At 66.0% G+C, this 19,845-nt stretch carries 16 protein-coding genes; 11 read left to right on the top strand and 5 right to left on the bottom strand.

What is annotated here, in order from left to right:
• Nucleotides 1-71: 71 nt before the first annotated feature.
• Together ACYVNQ_RS06235 and ACYVNQ_RS06230 are read right to left on the bottom strand one after the other, a co-directional pair.
• A complete protein-coding gene (locus ACYVNQ_RS06235) occupies nucleotides 72-254 on the bottom strand; it encodes a hypothetical protein (protein WP_134196596.1) in 183 nt (60 codons plus the stop codon).
• 164 nt (nucleotides 255-418) lie between these two features.
• Entirely contained in the window at nucleotides 419-1,333 is a 915-nt protein-coding gene (locus ACYVNQ_RS06230) for an NAD-dependent epimerase/dehydratase family protein (protein WP_460901496.1), read from the bottom strand.
• 256 nt (nucleotides 1,334-1,589) lie between these two features.
• Here ACYVNQ_RS06230 and hutH point away from each other — a divergent pair, with 256 nt between their 5' ends.
• The 8 genes from hutH to ACYVNQ_RS06190 all read left to right on the top strand — a co-directional run bounded on the left by hutH (nucleotide 1,590) and on the right by ACYVNQ_RS06190 (nucleotide 10,993).
• A complete protein-coding gene (hutH, locus tag ACYVNQ_RS06225) occupies nucleotides 1,590-3,113 on the top strand; it encodes a histidine ammonia-lyase (RefSeq protein ID WP_460901494.1) in 1,524 nt (507 codons plus the stop codon).
• A 1-nt stretch (nucleotide 3,114) separates the two neighbouring features.
• Nucleotides 3,115-3,810, top strand: coding sequence for a histidine utilization repressor (gene hutC / locus ACYVNQ_RS06220; protein ID WP_460901492.1), 696 nt, complete (start codon nucleotides 3,115-3,117; stop codon nucleotides 3,808-3,810).
• 78 nt (nucleotides 3,811-3,888) lie between these two features.
• Nucleotides 3,889-5,577, top strand: coding sequence for a urocanate hydratase (gene hutU / locus ACYVNQ_RS06215; RefSeq protein WP_460901490.1), 1,689 nt, complete (start codon nucleotides 3,889-3,891; stop codon nucleotides 5,575-5,577).
• 5 nt (nucleotides 5,578-5,582) lie between these two features.
• Nucleotides 5,583-6,260 (top strand): HutD/Ves family protein, encoded by a 678-nt coding sequence (locus ACYVNQ_RS06210; protein ID WP_460901655.1) that lies wholly within the window; start codon nucleotides 5,583-5,585, stop codon nucleotides 6,258-6,260.
• A 40-nt stretch (nucleotides 6,261-6,300) separates the two neighbouring features.
• Nucleotides 6,301-7,533: an imidazolonepropionase gene (gene hutI / locus ACYVNQ_RS06205; RefSeq protein ID WP_460901488.1), complete on the top strand. Its 1,233-nt coding sequence runs from the start codon at nucleotides 6,301-6,303 to the stop codon at nucleotides 7,531-7,533.
• 18 nt (nucleotides 7,534-7,551) lie between these two features.
• A complete protein-coding gene (locus ACYVNQ_RS06200) occupies nucleotides 7,552-8,943 on the top strand; it encodes a formimidoylglutamate deiminase (protein WP_460901486.1) in 1,392 nt (463 codons plus the stop codon).
• 135 nt (nucleotides 8,944-9,078) lie between these two features.
• On the top strand, nucleotides 9,079-9,891 hold the full coding sequence (hutG, locus tag ACYVNQ_RS06195; RefSeq protein WP_460901484.1) for an N-formylglutamate deformylase: 813 nt from the start codon (nucleotides 9,079-9,081) through the stop codon (nucleotides 9,889-9,891).
• Between the two features lie 439 nt (nucleotides 9,892-10,330).
• On the top strand, nucleotides 10,331-10,993 hold the full coding sequence (locus ACYVNQ_RS06190) for a hypothetical protein (RefSeq protein ID WP_460901482.1): 663 nt from the start codon (nucleotides 10,331-10,333) through the stop codon (nucleotides 10,991-10,993).
• A gap of 12 nt (nucleotides 10,994-11,005) precedes the next feature.
• On the opposite strand, the gene ACYVNQ_RS06185 is transcribed toward ACYVNQ_RS06190, so the two are convergent.
• Nucleotides 11,006-11,863, bottom strand: a complete 858-nt coding sequence (locus ACYVNQ_RS06185; RefSeq protein WP_460901480.1) for a LysR substrate-binding domain-containing protein — start codon at nucleotides 11,861-11,863, stop codon at nucleotides 11,006-11,008.
• A 112-nt stretch (nucleotides 11,864-11,975) separates the two neighbouring features.
• On the opposite strand from ACYVNQ_RS06185, the gene ACYVNQ_RS06180 reads away from it, so the two are divergent.
• From ACYVNQ_RS06180 to ACYVNQ_RS06170, 3 genes are all read left to right on the top strand, one after another.
• Nucleotides 11,976-13,217 carry an aminotransferase class I/II-fold pyridoxal phosphate-dependent enzyme gene (locus ACYVNQ_RS06180; RefSeq protein ID WP_460901478.1) on the top strand — a complete coding sequence of 414 codons (1,242 nt, stop codon included), beginning with the start codon at nucleotides 11,976-11,978 and terminating at the stop codon, nucleotides 13,215-13,217.
• 134 nt (nucleotides 13,218-13,351) lie between these two features.
• The gene (locus ACYVNQ_RS06175; RefSeq protein ID WP_460901476.1) at nucleotides 13,352-14,740 is read left to right on the top strand and encodes a DHA2 family efflux MFS transporter permease subunit; all 1,389 of its coding nucleotides are present in this window, start codon (nucleotides 13,352-13,354) and stop codon (nucleotides 14,738-14,740) included.
• A 137-nt stretch (nucleotides 14,741-14,877) separates the two neighbouring features.
• Nucleotides 14,878-16,761 (top strand): DUF3857 domain-containing transglutaminase family protein, encoded by a 1,884-nt coding sequence (locus ACYVNQ_RS06170; protein ID WP_460901653.1) that lies wholly within the window; start codon nucleotides 14,878-14,880, stop codon nucleotides 16,759-16,761.
• A gap of 89 nt (nucleotides 16,762-16,850) precedes the next feature.
• Here the strand turns inward: ACYVNQ_RS06170 and ACYVNQ_RS06165 are convergent, their stop codons facing one another.
• Nucleotides 16,851-18,002, bottom strand: coding sequence for a branched-chain amino acid ABC transporter substrate-binding protein (locus tag ACYVNQ_RS06165; protein ID WP_460901651.1), 1,152 nt, complete (start codon nucleotides 18,000-18,002; stop codon nucleotides 16,851-16,853).
• A gap of 389 nt (nucleotides 18,003-18,391) precedes the next feature.
• Nucleotides 18,392-19,741, bottom strand: a complete 1,350-nt coding sequence (locus ACYVNQ_RS06160) for an aminotransferase class III-fold pyridoxal phosphate-dependent enzyme (RefSeq protein WP_460901474.1) — start codon at nucleotides 19,739-19,741, stop codon at nucleotides 18,392-18,394.
• Between the last annotated feature and the right edge of the window lie 104 nt (nucleotides 19,742-19,845).

Genomic DNA, 19,845 nt, shown 5'->3' with positions numbered 1-19,845 from the left:
GATGTGCCGCAGCGGCGTATCGCATCCGTTATTTTTCTTGACGGACGTGTTAAGGATGAAAGCCTGCCTGCCTACAAGGACATTTCGAAAGCGGGCCTCAGAAACAGATGGATCGCCATGACGATCAAGCCCATAGCGGCTGCCGCAAGCGTAAGTGTTCCATACTCGTCGTAGCGCATGTCGTACAGGCACGCGACGAGAAAGAGAATCGCAAGCAGGTTGGTAAGCCAATCGAAGTTTAGCGCGAGCAACATCAATTAAATCCGGGCTCGCCCGGTCGAATCGTTTATTCAGTACAAACGATTCTAGCGAGACGAGCTTACGGATTTGCAACGCTGAAAACGCGCGAATGTAAGGCGCGTTATACGGCCGCAAGGCAACCGCTCAAGCCGTTGCTAAAGAAGCCTGCTAAACATCCCTAAGCAATCGCGGCGCCATGCGTCATGTCGTGCCGGATCCAGTCGACCACCGACGTGCGCTGCGGCTGCCAGCCGAGCTGCTCACGCGCGCGCGTGCCACGCACCCGGCTGTTCGAGCCGAGCCCGTACGATGCCATTTCGTAGCCCCATTCCTCTATCGCGTCGTCAAGCGGCCAGGCTTGCGGTGCGCCGAGGCCGAGCGCATCGGCGAGCGCCACGCTCATGTCGTGGAACGACGCTTCGCCACTCTCGACAAAATAGAACGTGCCGGCAGGGGTTTTCTCGAGGGCGAGGCGATACAGCTCGACCACGTCGTCGATATGCACGTTCGACCAGATATTGCCGCCGCTGCCGACATGCCGCACCACGCCGCTTTTTTGCGCCTGACGTACGAGCCGCGGCAGTTGCACGCTGGCGCTGCCTTTGACCGCGCCGTTGCCGTAGATCAGCGTATTGCACAGCACCGCGGAGCGGATGCCGCGCTGCGCGGCGTTCAGCACCAGCTGGTCGATCGCCACGCGTGCCGCCTTGTCCGCGGTCGGCTCGGGCAATGCGTCTTCGCGATAGATTTTGGCCGCGCCGAGTTCGCCCCCTGACGCATCGCCGACGATGCTCGAACCGCTGGTGTGCAGCAGCGGTTTGCCGGAATCCGCGAGGCCTTCGATCAGCGCTTCGACTGCTGCGCGATGATCGCTGTCGGCCGCATTGATCACGGCGTCGGCGGCTTGCGCCTCTTTGATCAGCAGCGCGCGGTCGTCGAGCGAGCCGATCACGGGCACGATGCCCAGACGCTCGAGTTCGGCTGCGTGTTCGGGTTTGCGGATCAGGCCTTTCACGCGATGTCCGGCGCGCACGAGGCCCGCTGCGATCGAACCACCGATAAAGCCGGAAGCGCCGGTTATGAAGATGTTCATCAAGTCCTCCTGGACAAGGGAAGCAATACGGAAGCAATACGGGAAACACGATATGGCACACAGTATCGGTCGAAGCGATTCGTGCAAAAACCCGTCCAGCCACAAATGAAACTTGATTTGAAATCAAGAATGGCGGTGCCGCGCTGACATACCGATTCGGTAAAAACCCCAGGCTGAACGGCACAAAAACAACTTGTATATACAACTGCGCGCGGCTAGACTGCGACGTAACTTGTCTATACAGGAACGCCTGATCATGATCCTCACGCCCGGCCGCCTGGACCTGCCGCAACTCCGCCAGATCGCGCGCGAGCAGGTCACGCTCGAACTCGACCCCGCCAGCTTCGCCGCGATCGACGCGTGCGCGACGGCGGTGCGCGACATCGCCGCGAAGGGCGAGCCCGCGTACGGCATCAATACCGGCTTCGGCCGCCTTGCCAGCACGCATATTCCGCATGACCAGCTCGAGCTGCTGCAGCGCAATCTGGTGCTGTCGCATGCGGTCGGCGTCGGCGAGCCGCTGTCGCGGCCGGTGGTGCGCCTGCTGATGGCGTTGAAGCTGTCGAGCCTCGGCCGCGGCCATTCGGGAATTCGCCGCGAAGTGATGGACGCGCTGATTGCGCTGTTCAACGCCGACGTGCTGCCGGTGATTCCGGCCAAGGGTTCGGTCGGCGCCTCGGGCGACCTCGCGCCGCTCGCGCATATGTCGGCAGCACTGCTGGGCGTAGGCGAAGTGTTCAGCAAGGGCGAGCGGATGCCGGCCACCGAGGGCCTGCGCCTGGTCGGCCTGAAGCCGCTGACGCTGCAGGCCAAGGAAGGCCTCGCACTGCTCAACGGCACGCAGGCTTCGACCGCGCTGGCGCTGTACAACCTGTTCGCGATCGAAGACCTGTTCCGCACCGGGCTGGTGGCGGGCGCGTTGTCGGTCGATGCGGCGGCCGGTTCGGTGAAGCCGTTCGACGCACGCATTCACGAATTGCGCGGTCATCAAGGGCAGATCGATGCGGCGGCCGCGTACCGGTCGCTGCTCGACGGCTCGGCGATCAACCTGTCGCATCGCGATTGCGGCAAGGTGCAGGACCCGTACAGCCTGCGCTGCCAGCCGCAGGTGATGGGCGCGTGTCTCGACCAGATGCGCCACGCCACCGACGTGCTGCTGATCGAAGCGAATGCCGTGTCGGACAACCCGCTGATCTTCCCGGATACCGGCGAAGTGCTGTCGGGCGGCAACTTCCACGCCGAGCCGGTGGCGTTCGCGGCCGACAATCTCGCGCTTGCGGTGGCGGAAATCGGCGCGCTCGCCGAACGCCGCATCGCGTTGCTGATCGACGCGACGCTGTCGGGTCTGCCGCCGTTCCTCGTGCGGGATGGCGGCGTCAACTCGGGCTTCATGATTGCGCACGTCACGGCCGCCGCACTCGCGTCGGAGAACAAGACGCTGGCGCATCCGGCCTCGGTCGATTCGCTGCCGACGTCGGCGAACCAGGAAGACCACGTGTCGATGGCCACCTTCGCCGCGCGCAAACTGGCGGACATCGCCGAAAACACCGCGAACATTCTCGCGATCGAACTGCTCGCCGCGGCGCAAGGCGTCGATCTGCGCGCACCGCATCACACCAGCCCGGCGCTGCAACGCGTGATGAAAGCGGTGCGCAACGAAGTGGCGCACTACGAGCTCGATCACTATTTCGCGCCGGATATCGCGGCCATCGCGCGCCTCGTGCAAGCCGGCGCGATCGCCGCTCACAGCCCGCTCGCATTCCCTTCCGAAGCCCGCTGAGATGAGTTCGCCGGCCTATCAGGGCATCAAGGACTTCATCCTCGCGCGCATTCATGCGGGCGAATGGGCGGAGGGCGACCAGGTGCCGTCGGAAAACGAGCTGGCGCGCGAATTCAGCGTCGCGCGCATGACGGTGAACCGCGCGCTGCGCGAACTGACCTCCGAACAGGTGCTCACGCGCGTGCAGGGTTCGGGCACCTTCGTCGCGCGGCCGAAGTACGAATCGACGCTGGTAGCGATTCGCAGCATCTCCGATGAAATCGCCGCGCGCGGCCATCGTTATCACGCGAACGTGCTGTCGATCGGCATTGCACCGGCAAGCACCGAGCTCGCTGCCGAAATGCAACTGCACGCCGGCGACGACATTTTCCATTCGCGCGTGCTGCATTTCGAAAACGACGAGCCGGTGCAGCTCGAAGAACGCTGGGTCAATCCCGCGGTCGCGCCGGACTACGCGCTGCAGGACTTCACGAACACCACGCCGAACCAGTATCTCGTGCGGGTGGCGCCGCTGCAGCGCGTCGAGTACCGGATCGAAGCGGCCGCGCCCGATAGCGGCACCCGCAGCCTGCTGACCATGGACGCCGCCGAGCCTTGCCTCGTGCTGCACCGGCGCACGTGGTCGCAGGGCGTGGTCGCGTCGGTAGCCAATCTGTGGCATCCGGGCAGCCGCTATCGCTTCACCGGACATTTCTGAACTGAATTCGCGCCGCTTGTCGCGCGCTTGCTTTTCATTGCTTTTCGCTGCTTTTCCCTATTCGCGAGGCCTAACACCATGAACAACCCGAAACACGTCGATCCGCGCCTGGACCCATCGCGCACGATCCGCGCGCCGCGCGGCAGCGAGAAGACCTGCAAGAGCTGGCTGACCGAAGCCGCGTACCGGATGATCCAGAACAATCTGGATGCCGAAGTGGCCGAGCATCCGCATGCGCTCGTGGTATATGGCGGCATTGGCCGTGCGGCGCGCAACTGGGATTGCTACGACCAGATCCTCGCGTCGCTGAAGGACCTGAACGACGACGAGACGCTGCTGATCCAGTCCGGCAAACCGGTCGGCGTATTCCGCACGCATGCGGACGCACCGCGCGTGCTGCTGGCGAATTCGAACCTGGTGCCGCACTGGGCGACGTGGGACCACTTCCACGAGCTCGACCGCAAAGGCCTGATGATGTACGGCCAGATGACGGCGGGCAGCTGGATCTATATCGGTAGCCAGGGCATCGTGCAAGGCACTTACGAAACGTTCTACTCGGTCGCGAACCAGCATTTCGGCGGCCAGCCGCAAGGGCGCTGGATCCTGACCGGCGGCCTGGGCGGCATGGGCGGCGCGCAGCCGCTCGCGGCGACGATGGCCGGCTTCTCGATGATCGCGGTGGAATGCGACGAGACGCGCATCGATTTGCGCCTGAAAACACGCTATGTCGATAAAAAGGCGAAGACGCTCGACGAAGCGCTGGCGATGATCGAAGCCGCGAAGGAAAACGGCAAGCCGGTTTCGATCGGCCTGCTCGGCAATGCAGCTGATGTTTTCGCGGAACTGGTGAAGCGCAACATCACGCCGGACTGCGTGACCGATCAGACCAGCGCGCACGACCCGATCCATGGTTATCTGCCGCAGGGCTGGAATGTGGATGCGTGGCGCGAGCGTCAAAAAACCGATCCGCAAAGCATCGTGACGCCGGCCAAACAATCGATGGCCAAACAGGTGGAAGCGATGTTGACGCTGCAGGAACGCGGCGCGGCAACGCTCGATTACGGCAACAACATCCGCCAGATGGCGCTCGAAATGGGCGTGAAAAACGCGTTCGATTTCCCGGGCTTCGTGCCGGCGTATATCCGGCCGCTCTTTTGCGAAGGCAAGGGCCCGTTCCGCTGGGTGGCGCTGTCGGGCGACCCCGAGGATATCTACAAGACCGATGCGAAGGTCAAGGAGCTGATTCCGGACGACCCGCATCTGCATAACTGGCTCGACATGGCGCGCGAGCGCATCGAATTCCAGGGTCTGCCGGCGCGCATCTGCTGGGTCGGTGTGAACGACCGCTATCGCCTGGGCCAGGCATTCAACGAAATGGTGCGCACGGGCGAGCTGAAAGCGCCGGTCGTGATCGGCCGCGACCACCTCGATACGGGTTCGGTCGCGAGCCCGAACCGCGAGACCGAAGCGATGAAGGACGGCTCCGATGCGGTCAGCGACTGGCCGCTGCTCAACGCGCTGCTGAATACGGCGGGCGGCGCGACGTGGGTGTCGCTGCATCACGGCGGCGGGGTCGGCATGGGCTTTAGCCAGCACTCGGGGGTGGTGATCGTCGCGGATGGCACCGACGCCGCGAAGGCGCGTCTGGGCCGCGTGCTGTTCAACGATCCCGCGACTGGCGTGATGCGTCACGCGGATGCCGGCTACGAGCTGGCGCGCGATACCGCACGCACTGCGGGTTTGAAGCTGCCGATGCTCGGCCGTTGAACGCGATGCCGCACACCGCGCAACCGCCTGCGATGCAGATCGCGCTGGTTCCGGCCGCGAGTCTCGTGGCGGCGCCGTGGAAGAACGGCGGCGGCGTGACACGCGAGATTGCGGCGTATCCGCCGGGCGCGGCGCTCGATGCATTCGTGTGGCGCGTCAGCGTCGCCGATGTTGCGCAGGCGGGGCCGTTTTCGCGGTTCGCGGGGATCGACCGGACGCTGGTGCTGCTGTCCGGCGCAGGCATGTTGCTCGACGAAACCGGTGACGCCGGTGACATCGGCGATGCGCAACTCCACACGCACGCGTTGACGAAGCCGTTCGACAGCGCGCGCTTCACCGGCGAGGCGAACATCGATGCGCGCCTCGTCGACGGCGCGACGCGCGATTTCAACCTGATGGCGCGACGTGGCGCGGCAAGCGGCGAGATCGACGTCTGGCGCGATGCCGGCACGCACACGGTAACGGCGGACACGCTGTTGCTGTTCTGTGCAGCCGGCTCGCTGAGCGTGACACCCGGCGCCGCGACACCTGTTGAGCTTGCAACCGGCGACACGCTGCGCATCGACCACGCGCAGGCGCTGCATTGCGTCTGCGAAGGCATGGGCACCGTGCTTGCGGTGCGACTGGAACTGCGACGACCGTCGCAAGCGTCTGCAACGAGCCCCGGCATCACGTCAACCTGAAGCCAACCCAAAGCACGCTGTCACCACCGACGAGCTCACGATGAAGCAAACCGTCTGGCATCACCTGAAGCTTTGCCCGCAGGGCGATCCGCACGACACGCTCGACGATGCCACGCTCGCGGTGCAGGACGGCCGCATTGAATGGCTCGGCGCGGCATCCGGACTGCCCGAGCGCTACCGCGACTGGCCACGCGAAGATCTCGGCGGCGCATGGGTTACGCCCGGCCTCGTCGAATGCCACACACACCTCGTCTATGGCGGCCAGCGTGCCGACGAATTCGCGCAGCGCCTCGCGGGCGTCAGCTATGAAGAGATCGCGCGCCAGGGCGGCGGCATCGTCTCGACGGTGCGCGCGACGCGCGCCGCCGACGAAGCCACGCTATTGCGCGCCGCCGCTGCGCGCGTCGAACCGCTGATCGCCGACGGCGTCAGCGCGATCGAAATCAAGTCGGGCTACGGCCTCGATCTGGCGAGCGAGCGCAAGATGCTGCGCGTCGCGCGGCAACTGGGCGAACGCTATCCGGTGACGGTCTATACGACGTTTCTCGGCGCGCACGCGTTACCGCCCGAATACGCAGGCCGCGCCGACGACTACATCGACCTGGTATGCGAGCAGATGCTGCCGGCGCTGGCCGACGAAGGCCTCGTCGATGCAGTCGACGTGTTCTGCGAGCGCATCGGCTTTTCACTCGCGCAAAGCGAGCGCGTATTCGAAGCCGCGGCGCGCCGCAACCTGCCGGTGAAGATGCACGCAGAGCAACTCTCGAACAGCGGCGGCGCGGCGCTGGCGGCACGTTACCGCGCGCTGTCGGCCGATCACCTCGAATATCTCGACGAAGCCGGCGTGGCCGCGATGAAAGAGGCGGGCACGGTAGCGGTGCTGCTGCCGGGCGCGTTTTACTTCATCCGCGAGACGCGCTTGCCGCCGCTCGATCTGCTGCGTCGCTACGAGGTGCCGATCGCGCTCTCCACCGACAGCAACCCGGGCACGTCGCCCGCCACCTCGCTGCTGCTGATGCTGAACATGGCGTGCACGCTGTTGCGCATGACCGTGCCCGAGGTGCTGAAGGGCGTCACGCAGCATGCGGCGCGCGCGCTCGGCAAGGCCGACCGGCACGGTGTGCTGGCAGTCGGCCGACGCGCGGATTTTGCGGTGTGGCAAGTCGATACGCTGGCCGAACTGGCCTACTGGATCGGCCGGCCGCTGTGTACGCGCGTGGTGCGCGCGGGCGCCACGGTGTACACGCAACGTGCCGGGTTCGTCACGCAGTAGCTGAAACTTTCATCGAACATGAACCAGACCAACCGATCGCTGTTCGCGGACCACGCCTTCCTGCCGGACGGCTGGCGCCGCAACGTACTGCTGCAGTGGGACGAGCACGGCACCCTGACCGCGGTGACGCCCGATAGCGCCGCGCCCGCCGCGGTGCGCAAAGCCGCCGGCCCATTGCTGCCCGGCATGCCGAACCTGCATTCGCACGCGTTCCAGCGCGCGATGGCGGGCCTCACCGAATATCGCGCGAGCGCCACCGACACGTTCTGGAGCTGGCGCGACCTGATGTACCGCTTCGCCGCGCGCATCACGCCCGACGGGCTGGCCGCGATTGCACGCTGGCTGTACATCGAAATGCTGAAAGCGGGCTATACGTCGGTGTGCGAGTTCCACTACGTGCATCACGCGCCGGACGGCAGCCGCTATGCGAACGAAGCGGAACTCGCGCAACAGGTCGTCGATGCCGCGCATTCGAGCGGCATCGGCATCACGATGCTGCCGGTGCTGTACCAGTACTCGGGCTTCAACCAGCAAGCGCCGCGCGACGATCAGCGGCGTTTCATCAATACACCGGACAGTTTGCTGCGCATCGTCGATGCGCTGCGCCGCGCGCAACCCGAACACGGTGCGCTGCGCTACGGCGTCGCGCCGCATTCGCTGCGTGCGGTATCCGCAGACGGGTTGCGCGCGTTGCTCGACGGGCTCGACGCGATGTTGCCCGGCGCGCCGGTGCATATTCATGTGGCCGAGCAGACCGCCGAAGTGGATGCGTGTGTCGCGGCACAAGGCGCGCGTCCGGTGCAGTGGCTGCTCGATCGGTTCGACGTGAACGCGCGCTGGTGCGTCGTGCATGCGACACACGTCGATGCGCGCGAAACCGTTGCGCTCGCAACCAGCGGCGCGGTGGCCGGCCTGTGCCTGACCACCGAAGCGAATCTCGGCGACGGCGTGTTTCCGGCGCATGACTATCTGGAGGCGGGCGGCCGCTTCGGCGTGGGGTCTGACAGCCATATCGGCGTCGACTGGCGCGCGGAACTACGCTTGCTCGAATACGGTCAACGGCTGGTGCGCCGGCAACGCAACGTGCTGTCGGGCGAGCGCGCCGCGCATGTGGCGGACCGGCTGTTTGCCGCCGCGCTGGATGGCGGCGCGCACGCGACCGGGCGCGCGACCGGCGCGCTCGAAGTGGGGCGTCGTGCCGACTGGATCGTGCTCGATGCGGATCATTCGAGCATCGCCGAACATGGGCCTGAGGCGTGGCTGTCGGGCATCGTGTTCTGCGAGCACGGCGACACGCCGGTGCGCGACGTGTTCGCGGGTGGCACGCAGGTCGTGACGAACCGGCAGCATCGCGACGAGACGCACGCGTATGCGCAGTACCGCGCGGCGCTCGCGGCGCTACTGGCGTAACGTGTGCGTGATGCGCGCATGGCGTGGGCGCTACATGCGCATCGCGTGAATGTCACGCGCACTGCGCCGCGCGAAGCCCGCGCTTGCGTCTTTGTGATCGATAACCGAATTCGCCTTACCGGAGCTTGTACTGCTATGACTGCTTCGAATATCTTGCCGGTTTTCACGCTGAAGCGGGGAACCCGGCCTTTGCTGATCTCGATTCCGCACATGGGCACGCGCATTCCCGACGACATCGCCGCGACGATGACGCCGGTTGCCGCGCGCGTCGACGATTGCGACTGGCATCTGGACCGGCTTTACGGGTTCGCGCAACGGCTCGGCGCGTCGCTGCTGATGCCCACGTATGCGCGCTACGTGATCGACCTGAATCGCCCACCCGACGGCGCCAATCTGTACCCGGGCCAGGACACCACCGGGCTGTTGCCGCTTGACACCTTCGACAAGGAACCGCTGTATCGCGACGGCCGCCTGCCGGACGAGGCAGAACTTGCGCGCCGCCGCGCCGCCTACTGGCAGCCGTATCACGATGCGCTGGCGGGCGAACTGGCGGCGCTGAAAGCGCAGCACGGCAAGGTGCTGCTGTGGGAGGCGCATTCGATTCGCTCGCAGGTGCCGCGCTTTTTCGACGGGCGGCTGCCGGACTTCAACTTCGGCACGTCGAACGGCGCGAGCGCGGCGCCGGGGATCGCCGAGACGCTCGCGCAGATCGTCGCGCAGCATGGCGAGTACACGGCGGTGGCGAACGGGCGTTTCAAGGGCGGCTATATCACGCGCCAGTACGGGCAGCCTGAGCAGCAGATTCACGCAGTGCAGCTCGAGTTGACGCAGAGCACTTATATGCAGGAGCACATGCCGTACGCGTATGACGAAGCGCGTGCGCGCAACGTCGAGCCGTTGCTGCAGAGGCTGGTGCAGACCGCGCTCGAGCGGGTTGCCGCGGCGTAAGCGCGCTGTTTCGATGATGATTGGGGCGCTATGCCACGCGCGTAGCGTCCTTGCAATCACGCTCAGCGGCCGCGTGAGCATTCATGCCGGCGTCTCCGCATGCCAGGCAGCGACCGGCCCCAGCAAACGATCGCGGCCACGCGGCCTCGCCGCGGCCCTCGCCACGCGCCAGATCACGTCGACGCCGCGCCATCTCCATCACCGCCCGCCCACACCGCACCGACGCTGCGGAACGCTACGTGCTTCCCGGAGTCCACTTACGATGAATCTGCGTCATCCGGCGCGCGCCGTTGCGCACCTCGCAGCCGTGCGGCACGCCGGCTTGCGCGCAGCGTATCGTAGCGACTACTCTTTCACGGGGCACGCCCCGCGCCGCGGCATCGGTGGCTATGCGGCGCGGGCGGCACGTGAGAAGGAAGAACGAAAGGAAGACCCAGTGATGGAATATTCCGACGAATCCCTGCTCCAGGTCTGGCGGGCAAATTTGACGGTACTGACGCGCGAAGTCGGCGCGGCCTCGCGGCTCGCGCGGATGATGACGTTCTCCGAGTCGTATCTGAAGCTGATGCTGGCCGGTCAGCGCGATTTCAGCGAGGAATTCGTGCGCGGCGTCGAAGCGGTGACCGGCTTGCCGGCCAGCTGGATGGATGCGCCGCACGAAGCGGCCGAGGTGCCCGACAATGCGCGCGCCGCCATCGACAACGAAGCGCCGCTCGCGCGCTTTCGCGGCACCGCGCATCCGGTGCGCAAGAAGGCGGTGTTGCGGCCGCCGGAGCCGATCTTCGGGCATACCGCCGCGAAGAAGGCCGACGAAGACGCACTCGATAGCGAAGCGCATCGCAAGCAGGTGTACTTGCGCAAGATGCGCGATCTGGCGGTGCAGGAAGTGCGGCGTTTCGAGCGTCATCTGACGCATGCGCCGGTCGACATCGCGCTGGTGCGCACGCGGGTCGAAGATGTGATCGGCGCGGTCGAACCCGACGAACCGGCACGGGCCGATCTGGCCGGACGGCTCGAGCAGATCGAAAAGCATCGGCATATGTTGATCCGGCATGTCGAGAAACTGCATGCGCTGCTCGCGGGGCTCGGCGAGAACGAGTGATAGTGCCCGCCATCACGCCCGCAATTCGGTCAGAATCTGCTCCGCAAGAAAATCGCACGGCGGACGTTTCGAGCGCGCGCTGCGCGCCAGCACGATTTCGAGTTCAGGCAGCTTCGGCAGCCCATGCGGCTTGCCGAGCGTCGTCAGATGCGCGGGCACCGCACAGCGCGCGAGCGGCGCGACCGCGAGGCCCGCTTCGACCATGCTGAACAGCCCCATCAAACTGGGGCTCTCATACGACGTGCGATACGGAATTTTCGCGCGCTCCAACGCCGCGATCGCATTGGCCCGCGCAACGCTGCCGGTGCCGAACAAGGCCACCGGCAGCGGCCGTTCGTTCCAGATCTCCTTACCCGCACCCGCGGCCGGCCCAGCCCACACCATCGGCTCATGGCGGATGAATTCACCGTTCAAGCCCTTGACGCGCGTCACGCACGCCAGATCGACCTTGTTGTCCTTCACCAGCGGCGCGAGCGCGACGCTCGGTAAGCCGATTACCTGAATCTCGACCTTCGGATAGGTGGCCGAAAACTTGCGCAGCACCGCAGGCAGCAGCGATGCCGCGTAATCGTCGGGCACGCCGATCGACACACGACCCTTCACTTCCGGATGCACCAGCGAAGCCCACGCTTCGTCGCGCAGCGCAAGCAGCCGGCGCGCATAGGCGATCAGCAGCAAACCGTCGTGCGTCGGCGTGACGCTGCGTGGGCCGCGCACGAACAGCGTCTTGCCGAGCGCTTCTTCGAGCGTGCGCACCTGCATGCTGAGCGCCGACTGCGAGCGGTGCACCAGCGCCGCGCCGCGTACGAAGCTGCCGGCATCGGCAATCGCGACCACCATCGCGAGAACGTCGAGATCGAGGGCTTTCATCGCTATCAGAAAAGCTGATTGAAACGTTCAATATAACGCGTTTGTCTGAAGGCATACGCATCGGCATACTGGTTGCACGTTCAACCACTCGCTGCCGATGCAGCCCGCTGCCATGTCGATGCCCGCCACTTACGATGAATTCAAGCAACGGGGCATGCGCCTCGACATGTCGCGCGGCAAGCCGTCGCCGGAGCAGCTCGACCTGTCGCGCGCGCTGCTGGATGGCGGGCCGGCCGGCACCGCCGCGTACTTGTCGCGCGACGGCATCGACTGCCGCAACTACGGCTACGGGGCCGGCTTGCCGGAAGCGCGCGAGTTCGGCGCGCAACTGCTCGACGTCGAGGCCGCGCAGGTGATCGCAGCGGGCAATTCGAGTCTCGAACTGATGTACGACGCGCTGTCGTTTGCGATGTTGTTCGGCGTGCCCGATGGCGAATCGGCAGGAGAGCCGTGGCGCAACCAGCGCGACGTCGCGCTGTTGTGTCCGGTGCCGGGTTACGACCGGCACTTCGCGATCTGCGAAGCGCTCGGCATCCGCATGATCCCGGTGCCGATGCTCGACGACGGTCCCGACATGGATTTCGTCGATGCGCAGGTGCGCAGCGATGCGGCCATCAAGGGCATCTGGTGCATGCCGTTGTACAGCAACCCGAGCGGCACGATCTACTCGGCACGCACGGTCGAGCGTCTCGCCGCGACGCCGGCGGCGGCGTCCGATTTCCGGCTGTTGTGGGACGATGCATACCGCTTCCATCATCTGACCGACCATGCGTTCACCACGCCGAATATCGTCGACGCGTGCGCGCAGGCCGGCCATGCGGATCGGGCGCTGGTGTTCGCGTCGTTGTCGAAGGCGACGCTGGCGGGCAGCGGGGTTGCGTTTGTGGCCAGCTCCGCGCGCAATATTGCATGGTGGCAGCAGCGTTCCGGCGTGCGCACGATCGGGCCGGACAAGCTGAACCAGTTGCGGCACGTGCGCATGCTGCGCGACAAGGCCGGCTTGCAGGCGCTGATGGCGCAGCACCGTGCACTGCTGCAACCGAAGTTCGATGCGGTTGCAACGGTCTTCGCGGAGTTGCTCGCGGATCTGCCGCAGGTGACGTGGAACTGGCCGGCCGGCGGCTATTTCGTGAGCCTGTACGCGCCGCCGGGCTGCGCGGCGCGCACCGTCGCGCTGGCGTCCGCGGCCGGCCTCGTGCTGACGCCGGCCGGCGCTGCTTATCCATACGGGCGCGATCCTGAAGACCGGCATCTGCGCATCGCACCGTCATACCCGAGTCTCGACGACGTGACGCTGGCCGCGCGCGGCATCGCGCTGTCGCTGCGCCGCGCGATCGAGGCAGTCACCGCATAGCCGGCAAGGCCGCGAGCACAACCACGCTGACAAATTCCCAACCATGACTCCGCATGCATAGGCGAAACGTAACGTAACACCAGGCGACAAGCAAATCACTCGTCGCTCGGCGCGATTTGCGGTAAAAGATCGGCATGACCGACCGCTCCCGACTCATCCCCATCATCGTTGCGTGCCCGCTGTTGCTGCAAAACCTCGATACATCGATCATGGCCACCGCGTTGCCGTCGATCGCGAGGTCGCTCGGCGTCGAGGCGCTCCATCTGAATCTCGCGATCACGTCGTACCTGCTGAGCCTCGCGGTGTTTCTGCCGGCCAGCGGCTGGCTGGCGGACCGGTTCGGCACGCGGCGCGTGTTCTGCGCGGCGATCGTATTGTTCTCGGTCGGCTCCGCGCTCTGCGGGCTGGCCACGTCGCTGCCGCAACTGGTGCTGTTCCGCATCGTGCAGGGGATGGGCGGCGCGATGATGGTGCCGGTGGGCCGTCTGATCCTGCTGCGCAGCGTGCCGCCCGCGCGGATGGTGGCCGCGATGGTGTGGTTCACGGTGCCGGGGGCGGTCGGGCGCGTGGCCGGGCCGCTGCTCGGCGGCTTCGTCGTGACCTTCGTGTCGTGGCGCTGGATCTTCCTGCTGAACGTGCCGTTCGGCGTCGTCGGCGTGTTGTGCGCGCTGCTGTTTATCGACGATACGCAAGAGCCGAACGACGAGCGCTTCGACGTGCGCGGCTTCCTGTTGCTGTCCACCGGTCTGGTCGGGCTGGTCGGCGGGCTCGATACCGCTGGGCGCGGCCTCGTGCCGCAAATCGTCACGTTCGCGCTGATCGGCATCGGCACGCTGTCGATCGTCGCGTACGGGTTCTACACGCGCCGGCAGCCGGAGCCGATCATCGATCCGGGCCTGCTGCGCTATCACGCGTATCGCACCGCGGTGGCCGGCGGCATGCCGCTGCGCATCGCGCTCGGCGCGTCGCCGTTCCTGATGCCGCTGATGCTGCAGCTCGGTTTCGGGCTGTCGCCGCTCGCGTCCGGTTCGATCAGCGTGGCGACCGCGGTCGGCTCGCTGTCGGTGCGCGCGGTGATGCAGACGGCAATCCGCCGCATCGGCTTTCGCCGGCTGCTGATCGGCACGACGTTGATCACCGGCTGCTTCTATGCGAGCTATGGCTTGTTCCGGCCGACTACGCCGCATCTGCTGATTTTCATCGTGCTGCTGTTCGGCGGGCTGTTCAATTCGCTCGCGATGGTCACGCTCAATACGCTCGGCTACTCCGATGTGCCGAAGCCGAAGATGAGCCGCGCTACCGCGCTTGCGAGCATGGCGCAGCAGTTGTCGATCAGCGTGGGCGTCGCATTTGCCGCGTCGCTGCTGGCCTTGACCGCGCATCTTTACGGCGGCAGTGCGGCGCAACTCGAGGCGCGCGATTTTTCGCCGGCGTTCTTCGCAATCGGCGCGTTGACGTTTTGTTCGCTGCTGTTTTTCGTTCGCCTGTCGGAGGACGAAGGCGCGGAGTTGCGGCAGCGCTGAACGCGTGCCGGACCGTGAGTGGTCGCCTCCGGTGCCGATGTGTTAAAACCACCGGTACGGCGTTCGGAGGCCCCATCTTGACGAAACTTGCCGCGCAGCGAGCGCAGCGCTTGCGCACCTGGCTGATCGCGTTATGCATCGGCGGCACGCCGTATCTCGCGCATGCCGACAGCAACCCAGCCGCACCCGAAGACGTGCCGCCGTCGACCATCGAGCGCGACGTGCACCTGTTCATCGTGCAGAAAGACGGCTCGATCGAAGAGCACGACGACACCGTGCTGCGCGCGAACACCAGCAGCGGCGTCGACGAGATCGCGCAACGCTACGTGTGGTTCAACAAGGACATCGAGCAGGTGCAACTGCTCGCCGCCGAAACCATCGACCGCAACGGCGTCGCGCATCCGGTCGGCCCCGACGGTATCCGCGACGTGCAGGAGCCGCGCTCGGCCGGCGCGCCGACGTTTCAGGACGGCGTGTTGCGCACGGTGATCTTCCCGGGCGTCGAACCGGGCGCGCGCGTGCATCTGGCTTTCCGCAAGACGCGCAGTGTGCCGTTGCAGGCCGGCACCTTCGCGTACTTCGTCGAACCGACCCGCGGGCCGGTGGAGATGCAGCAACTGATCTTCGATCTGCCCGCCGACGTGCCGCTCTACGCCGACGCACGCGGCTACGTTGCGCAGCCGCCGGTCACTGAAAACGGCCGCACCCGCTACACGTTCACGTACAGCCACGGCCCGTACGCACCGCTCGAAGCCGGTGCGGTCGGCTACGCGACCTGGGGCGACCGGTTGATGGTATCGACCACGCCCGACTTCGCCACCTTCGCCGCGCGCTACCGCGATGCGGCCGCCGACCCGACCACCCGCGACCCGTCGATCGTGCGCCTCGCGCAGCAGTTGACCGCGCAAAGCCCCGACCCGCGCGACAAGGCCCGCATCCTGTACGACTGGGTGCGCTTCAACATCCGCTACGTCGCGCTGTTTCTCGGCGAAACCGCGGCGGTGCCGCACAAGGCGGTGGATATCCTGCGCAACCGCTACGGCGACTGCAAGGATCACGTCGCGCTGTATGGCGCGCTGCTCGCGGCGGTCGGCATCGACAGCGAAGCGGTGCTGCTGAATCTCGGGCCGGTGTACACACTGCCCAGCGTGCCAGGCTACGGCGCAAGCGCAATCAATCACGTGATCACGTGGATTCCGTCGCTATCGCAATTCGCCGATACGACCGCGGGCGGTGTGGCGTTCGGCGATCTGCCGGCCGGCGTGATGGACCGGCCGGTGCTGCTGGTCGACGAGGGTGTGCTCACGCGCACACCACCGCCGCAGCCGCGTTCGCGCGCGACCCGCGTCGAGATCGATGTCGACGCGAGCGGGGCGGGGCGCTTCAGCTATCGCGTCGAAGACGGCGGTGCGCCCGCCGAACTCGAGCGCAACATGTTTCGCCGCACGACGCGGCAGCGCTGGCAGCAGATCGCCGCCGAGCGGGTGCGGGTCAGCGGGTTATCCGGTCTCGCGCGAATCCAGCCGGGCGATCTGAACGCGACTTCCGGACCGTTCGCGACCTCGATGCAAGGCACGCTCGAACACGTGACGTGGCCCGACGGCACCACCGCGCTGCCCGCCTTGACGAGCCTGTCCGGCGGCCTCGGCAGCCAGGTGCAGGCGTGGCTCGCCGAGCCGCAGCGCACGCAGCCGTGGGTGTGCATCGAAGGCCGCTTCGACGAGACCGCGCAGATCAGGCTACCCGATACGGTACGGGTGACCGACCTGCCGCAGGACGCGCGCGTGCAAGACCGCTTCTTCGATTTCGAATCGCACTACGTGTTCGATCCGGTCACGCGCGTCGTGCAGATCACGCGGCGGCTCGACGCGCGCTTCGGACACCAGATGTGCAGTGCGGACGAGTTCCGCGCGATGCGCGCATCGCTCGTCAGGATCGAGCGCGATGCGCTGTCGCAGATCGTGGTGCGCGCGGTGGCGCGAAGCGGTGGTGGTGGCCCCGCGCGCAACGCGGCAGACTGAGAAAACCGCAAGCCGGCGCACGCAATCGTGCCATTGCAATCAGGCCGTCGCCCGATCGATCGCCCGCGCCGCCAGCACTAATCCGCACGCTACGTGCCGCTCTTCGTCACCACCGGCACCCACACGCCATTCTTCACCTGATAAAGCGTCGACGCGCCGCTCTTCAGCGCGCCGGTGGCATCGAACGAGATCGTGCCGGTCACGCCTTCGAAATTGATGTTCTTCAGCATCGGCCGATAGTCGGCCGGCGCGGTCGACTTCGCGGCCTGCATCGCCTTGATCGCGGCCCATGCGCCGTCATAGCCGAACGGCGCGTACGACAGGATGTCCTCGCCGAAGCGCTTCTTGAACTTCTGCGAGAAGTCCTTGCCGCCCGGCAGTTGCGCGAGCGGCCGGCCGTATTCCCACGCCATCGCGCCTTCGGCCGCGTCGCCGGCCAGCTTGACGAACTCCGGATCTTCGACGCCCCCGCCACCCAGCAACTGCGCGCTCATATTCAGCTGCTTCATCTTCTTCGCGATCGCGGCGGCCTGCGTATCGAGCCCGCCGAAGAAAATCAGGTCCGCGTTCTCCGACTTGATCTTGGTTAGCTGCGTGCTGAAGTCCATCGTCTTGTTGTCGGTGTATTCGCGCGCGACGATGGTGCCACCGGCGGCCTTCACCGCCTTTTCGAACTCGTCCGCTTCGCCCTGACCGAACGCGGTGCGGTCGTCGATGATCGCGATGCGTTTGGCCTTGGTCGTCTTCACCGCGTAGGTGCCGGCATTGCCGGCGTTTTGCGCGTCGGTGGAGATCACCATGAAGGCGTTCGCAAAGCCGCGGTTCGTAATGATCGGATTGGTCGCCGCCGGGTCGATCATCGGGATGCCGGCCGTTTCGTAGACCTGCGAAGCTGGAATCGTGGTGCCCGAGTTGAAGTGGCCGACGATCGCCGACACGTTCTGGTCGACCAGTTTCTGCGCGGCCTGCACGCCGATGCGCGGATCGGCCTGATCGTCTTCGGACACCAGCACGAAGCGCGCAACCTTGTCGCCGATCTTGAGCTTCTGCGCGTTGGCTTCGTCGATCGCGAGTTGCACGCCGTTCTGCAGGTCCTTGCCGTAGCCGGCATTGGGCCCGGTCAGCGGGCCGGCGAAGCCGATTTTCACCTGCAGGTCGTCGGCAAAGGCTGCCGCCGGGGCCAGCGCGAACAGCGCGCCGAGCAGTACCGCAAAGGGCTTTAGTGTGTTGCACAGGCTCAGGCTCATGGTCTCTCCTTGGGTCGGTACGACGGGTAACGGAAAGCCTTTGGTGGTGCGCGCATCGTCCGTTGTGCGGACGATGCGCGCAGCGCTGCTGCACCCGATTACGGCGCGTGCGGCGCGTATTGGCAATGCTGGAAAACGCGCACTGGAGAGGCGCGCGGTGTATGCCGCGGTGCAGACCGTCATGCCGCGCGCGGGCAGGTTGCGGGCAGCCGTGTTGCGGTATGCACAACAAATCTGGCGCGACTATAGAAAGCCAATTTGAGGCCGTCTTGGCAGATCGCGGCATCGCGGATGCGGATTTCGGCACAGCCCGGCGCAGGCGGGCTGGCGAGCAGGCAGGACCGGCCGCGACGCGCGCTGCGCGTGCGGTGGCCCTGTGGGCGTCAGGCTTGCGCGGGCGGTACCGCCGCCAGCCCTGCGGCCAGCGCGTCAACGATCTTGTCCAGATGCTCGCGTCGTGCCACCAGCGGCGGCGCGGCCACGATGATCGACCCCATCGGCCGCAGCAGCGCGCCGTGTTCGCGCGCGACATTGCAGATCGTTTCCGCGTAGCCGGACATCATGTCGACGCCGGCGCGGCTCGACTTGTCGTACACCAGATCCGCGGCGACCAGCAGCCCCTTGCCGCGCACGTCGCCGACCTGCGGGAAGCGTTCGGCGAGCGGCTGCATCGCGCGCAGCAGATACTCGCCCTGAGCGGCTGCGTTTGCCGCCAGGCTTTCGCCGGTCACGATATCGAGCGTCGCGAGCGCCGCCGCACAGCTGACCGGATGCCCGGAGTTGGTGTAGCCGTGCATGATGGCGCCGGTGAAATTGCCGTTGTTCAGAAAGGCCCGCTCGATGCGCTCGTTGACGGTAGTCGCGCCAAGCGGCGCATAGCCCGATGTGATGCCTTTCGCAAAGCACATGATGTCGGGTTTCACGCCCCAGCCGCGACTGCCGAACAGCGTGCCGGTGCGACCGAACCCGGTCACCACTTCGTCGGCGATCAGCAGCACGCCGTGCCGGTCGCAGATCTCGCGCACGAGCGGCCAATAGTTGGCCGGCGGCACGATCACGCCGCCCGCGCCCAGCACCGGTTCGGCGATAAACGCCGCCACCGTGTCGGCGCCCTGAAACAGGATTTCGCGCTCGAGCAGCGTCGCGCAGATCTGCCCCAGTTCTTCGGGATCCTGCGTGAACGGATTGCGATACAGCCATGGCGCTTCGACGTGAAAGCAGCCGGGCAGATTGGGTTCGTAGTTGCGCCGGAAGTGCATGAAGCCGTTGACGGCGGCCGAGCCGAAATGCGTGCCGTGATAGGAATTCTTCAGCGAGATGAACTTGGTGCGCTCAGGCTGGCCTTCGACTTTCCAGTACTGGCGCGCGAGCTTCAGCGCGGTTTCGACTGCGTCGGAGCCGCCGAGGCTGAAAAACACCCGGCGCATCTGCTCGGGCTCGAGCATCTCGATCAGGCGTTGCGCGAGTTCTTCGGCGCGCGGATGCGATATCGCGCTGCCGAAGATCGTCGAATATTCGAGTTCGTCGAGCTGCTGCACGATCGCCTGCTTGATCTCGCGGCGGTTGTGTCCGACCGCGACGTTCCACAGGCCGGACGAACCGTCGACCAGTTCGTTGCCGGCGTCGTCGTACAGATAGCAGCCGTCGCCGCGGACGATGCGCAGCGGTTTCAGGATCTGCTCGATCGCGGGATGCGTTTCGGGGCTCCAGAAATGCGTCTGAAAGGCGTTCATTGCGAGGTGCTCCATATCCAGAAAGGTAGGTATGCAGAGCGCCTGTCGCGCGGCCCGCAAGGGGCTGCGGCAAGCGGTTCCATGCATGGCTCAATCGTAGGGAG

Source organism: Paraburkholderia jirisanensis (assembly GCF_054782355.1).
The sequence above is the reverse complement of the archived record's forward strand: the minus strand, read 5'-3'. Positions and strand labels throughout refer to the sequence as shown.

Coding starts and splice junctions, on each gene's coding strand:
- ACYVNQ_RS06235 (WP_134196596.1), bottom strand. CDS start 254: ATGTTGCTCGCGCTAAACTTCGATTGGCTTACCAACCTGCTTGCGATT.
- ACYVNQ_RS06230 (WP_460901496.1), bottom strand. CDS start 1,333: ATGAACATCTTCATAACCGGCGCTTCCGGCTTTATCGGTGGTTCGATC.
- hutH (WP_460901494.1), top strand. CDS start 1,590: ATGATCCTCACGCCCGGCCGCCTGGACCTGCCGCAACTCCGCCAGATC.
- hutC (WP_460901492.1), top strand. CDS start 3,115: ATGAGTTCGCCGGCCTATCAGGGCATCAAGGACTTCATCCTCGCGCGC.
- hutU (WP_460901490.1), top strand. CDS start 3,889: ATGAACAACCCGAAACACGTCGATCCGCGCCTGGACCCATCGCGCACG.
- ACYVNQ_RS06210 (WP_460901655.1), top strand. CDS start 5,583: ATGCCGCACACCGCGCAACCGCCTGCGATGCAGATCGCGCTGGTTCCG.
- hutI (WP_460901488.1), top strand. CDS start 6,301: ATGAAGCAAACCGTCTGGCATCACCTGAAGCTTTGCCCGCAGGGCGAT.
- ACYVNQ_RS06200 (WP_460901486.1), top strand. CDS start 7,552: ATGAACCAGACCAACCGATCGCTGTTCGCGGACCACGCCTTCCTGCCG.
- hutG (WP_460901484.1), top strand. CDS start 9,079: ATGACTGCTTCGAATATCTTGCCGGTTTTCACGCTGAAGCGGGGAACC.
- ACYVNQ_RS06190 (WP_460901482.1), top strand. CDS start 10,331: ATGGAATATTCCGACGAATCCCTGCTCCAGGTCTGGCGGGCAAATTTG.
- ACYVNQ_RS06185 (WP_460901480.1), bottom strand. CDS start 11,863: ATGAAAGCCCTCGATCTCGACGTTCTCGCGATGGTGGTCGCGATTGCC.
- ACYVNQ_RS06180 (WP_460901478.1), top strand. CDS start 11,976: ATGTCGATGCCCGCCACTTACGATGAATTCAAGCAACGGGGCATGCGC.
- ACYVNQ_RS06175 (WP_460901476.1), top strand. CDS start 13,352: ATGACCGACCGCTCCCGACTCATCCCCATCATCGTTGCGTGCCCGCTG.
- ACYVNQ_RS06160 (WP_460901474.1), bottom strand. CDS start 19,741: ATGAACGCCTTTCAGACGCATTTCTGGAGCCCCGAAACGCATCCCGCG.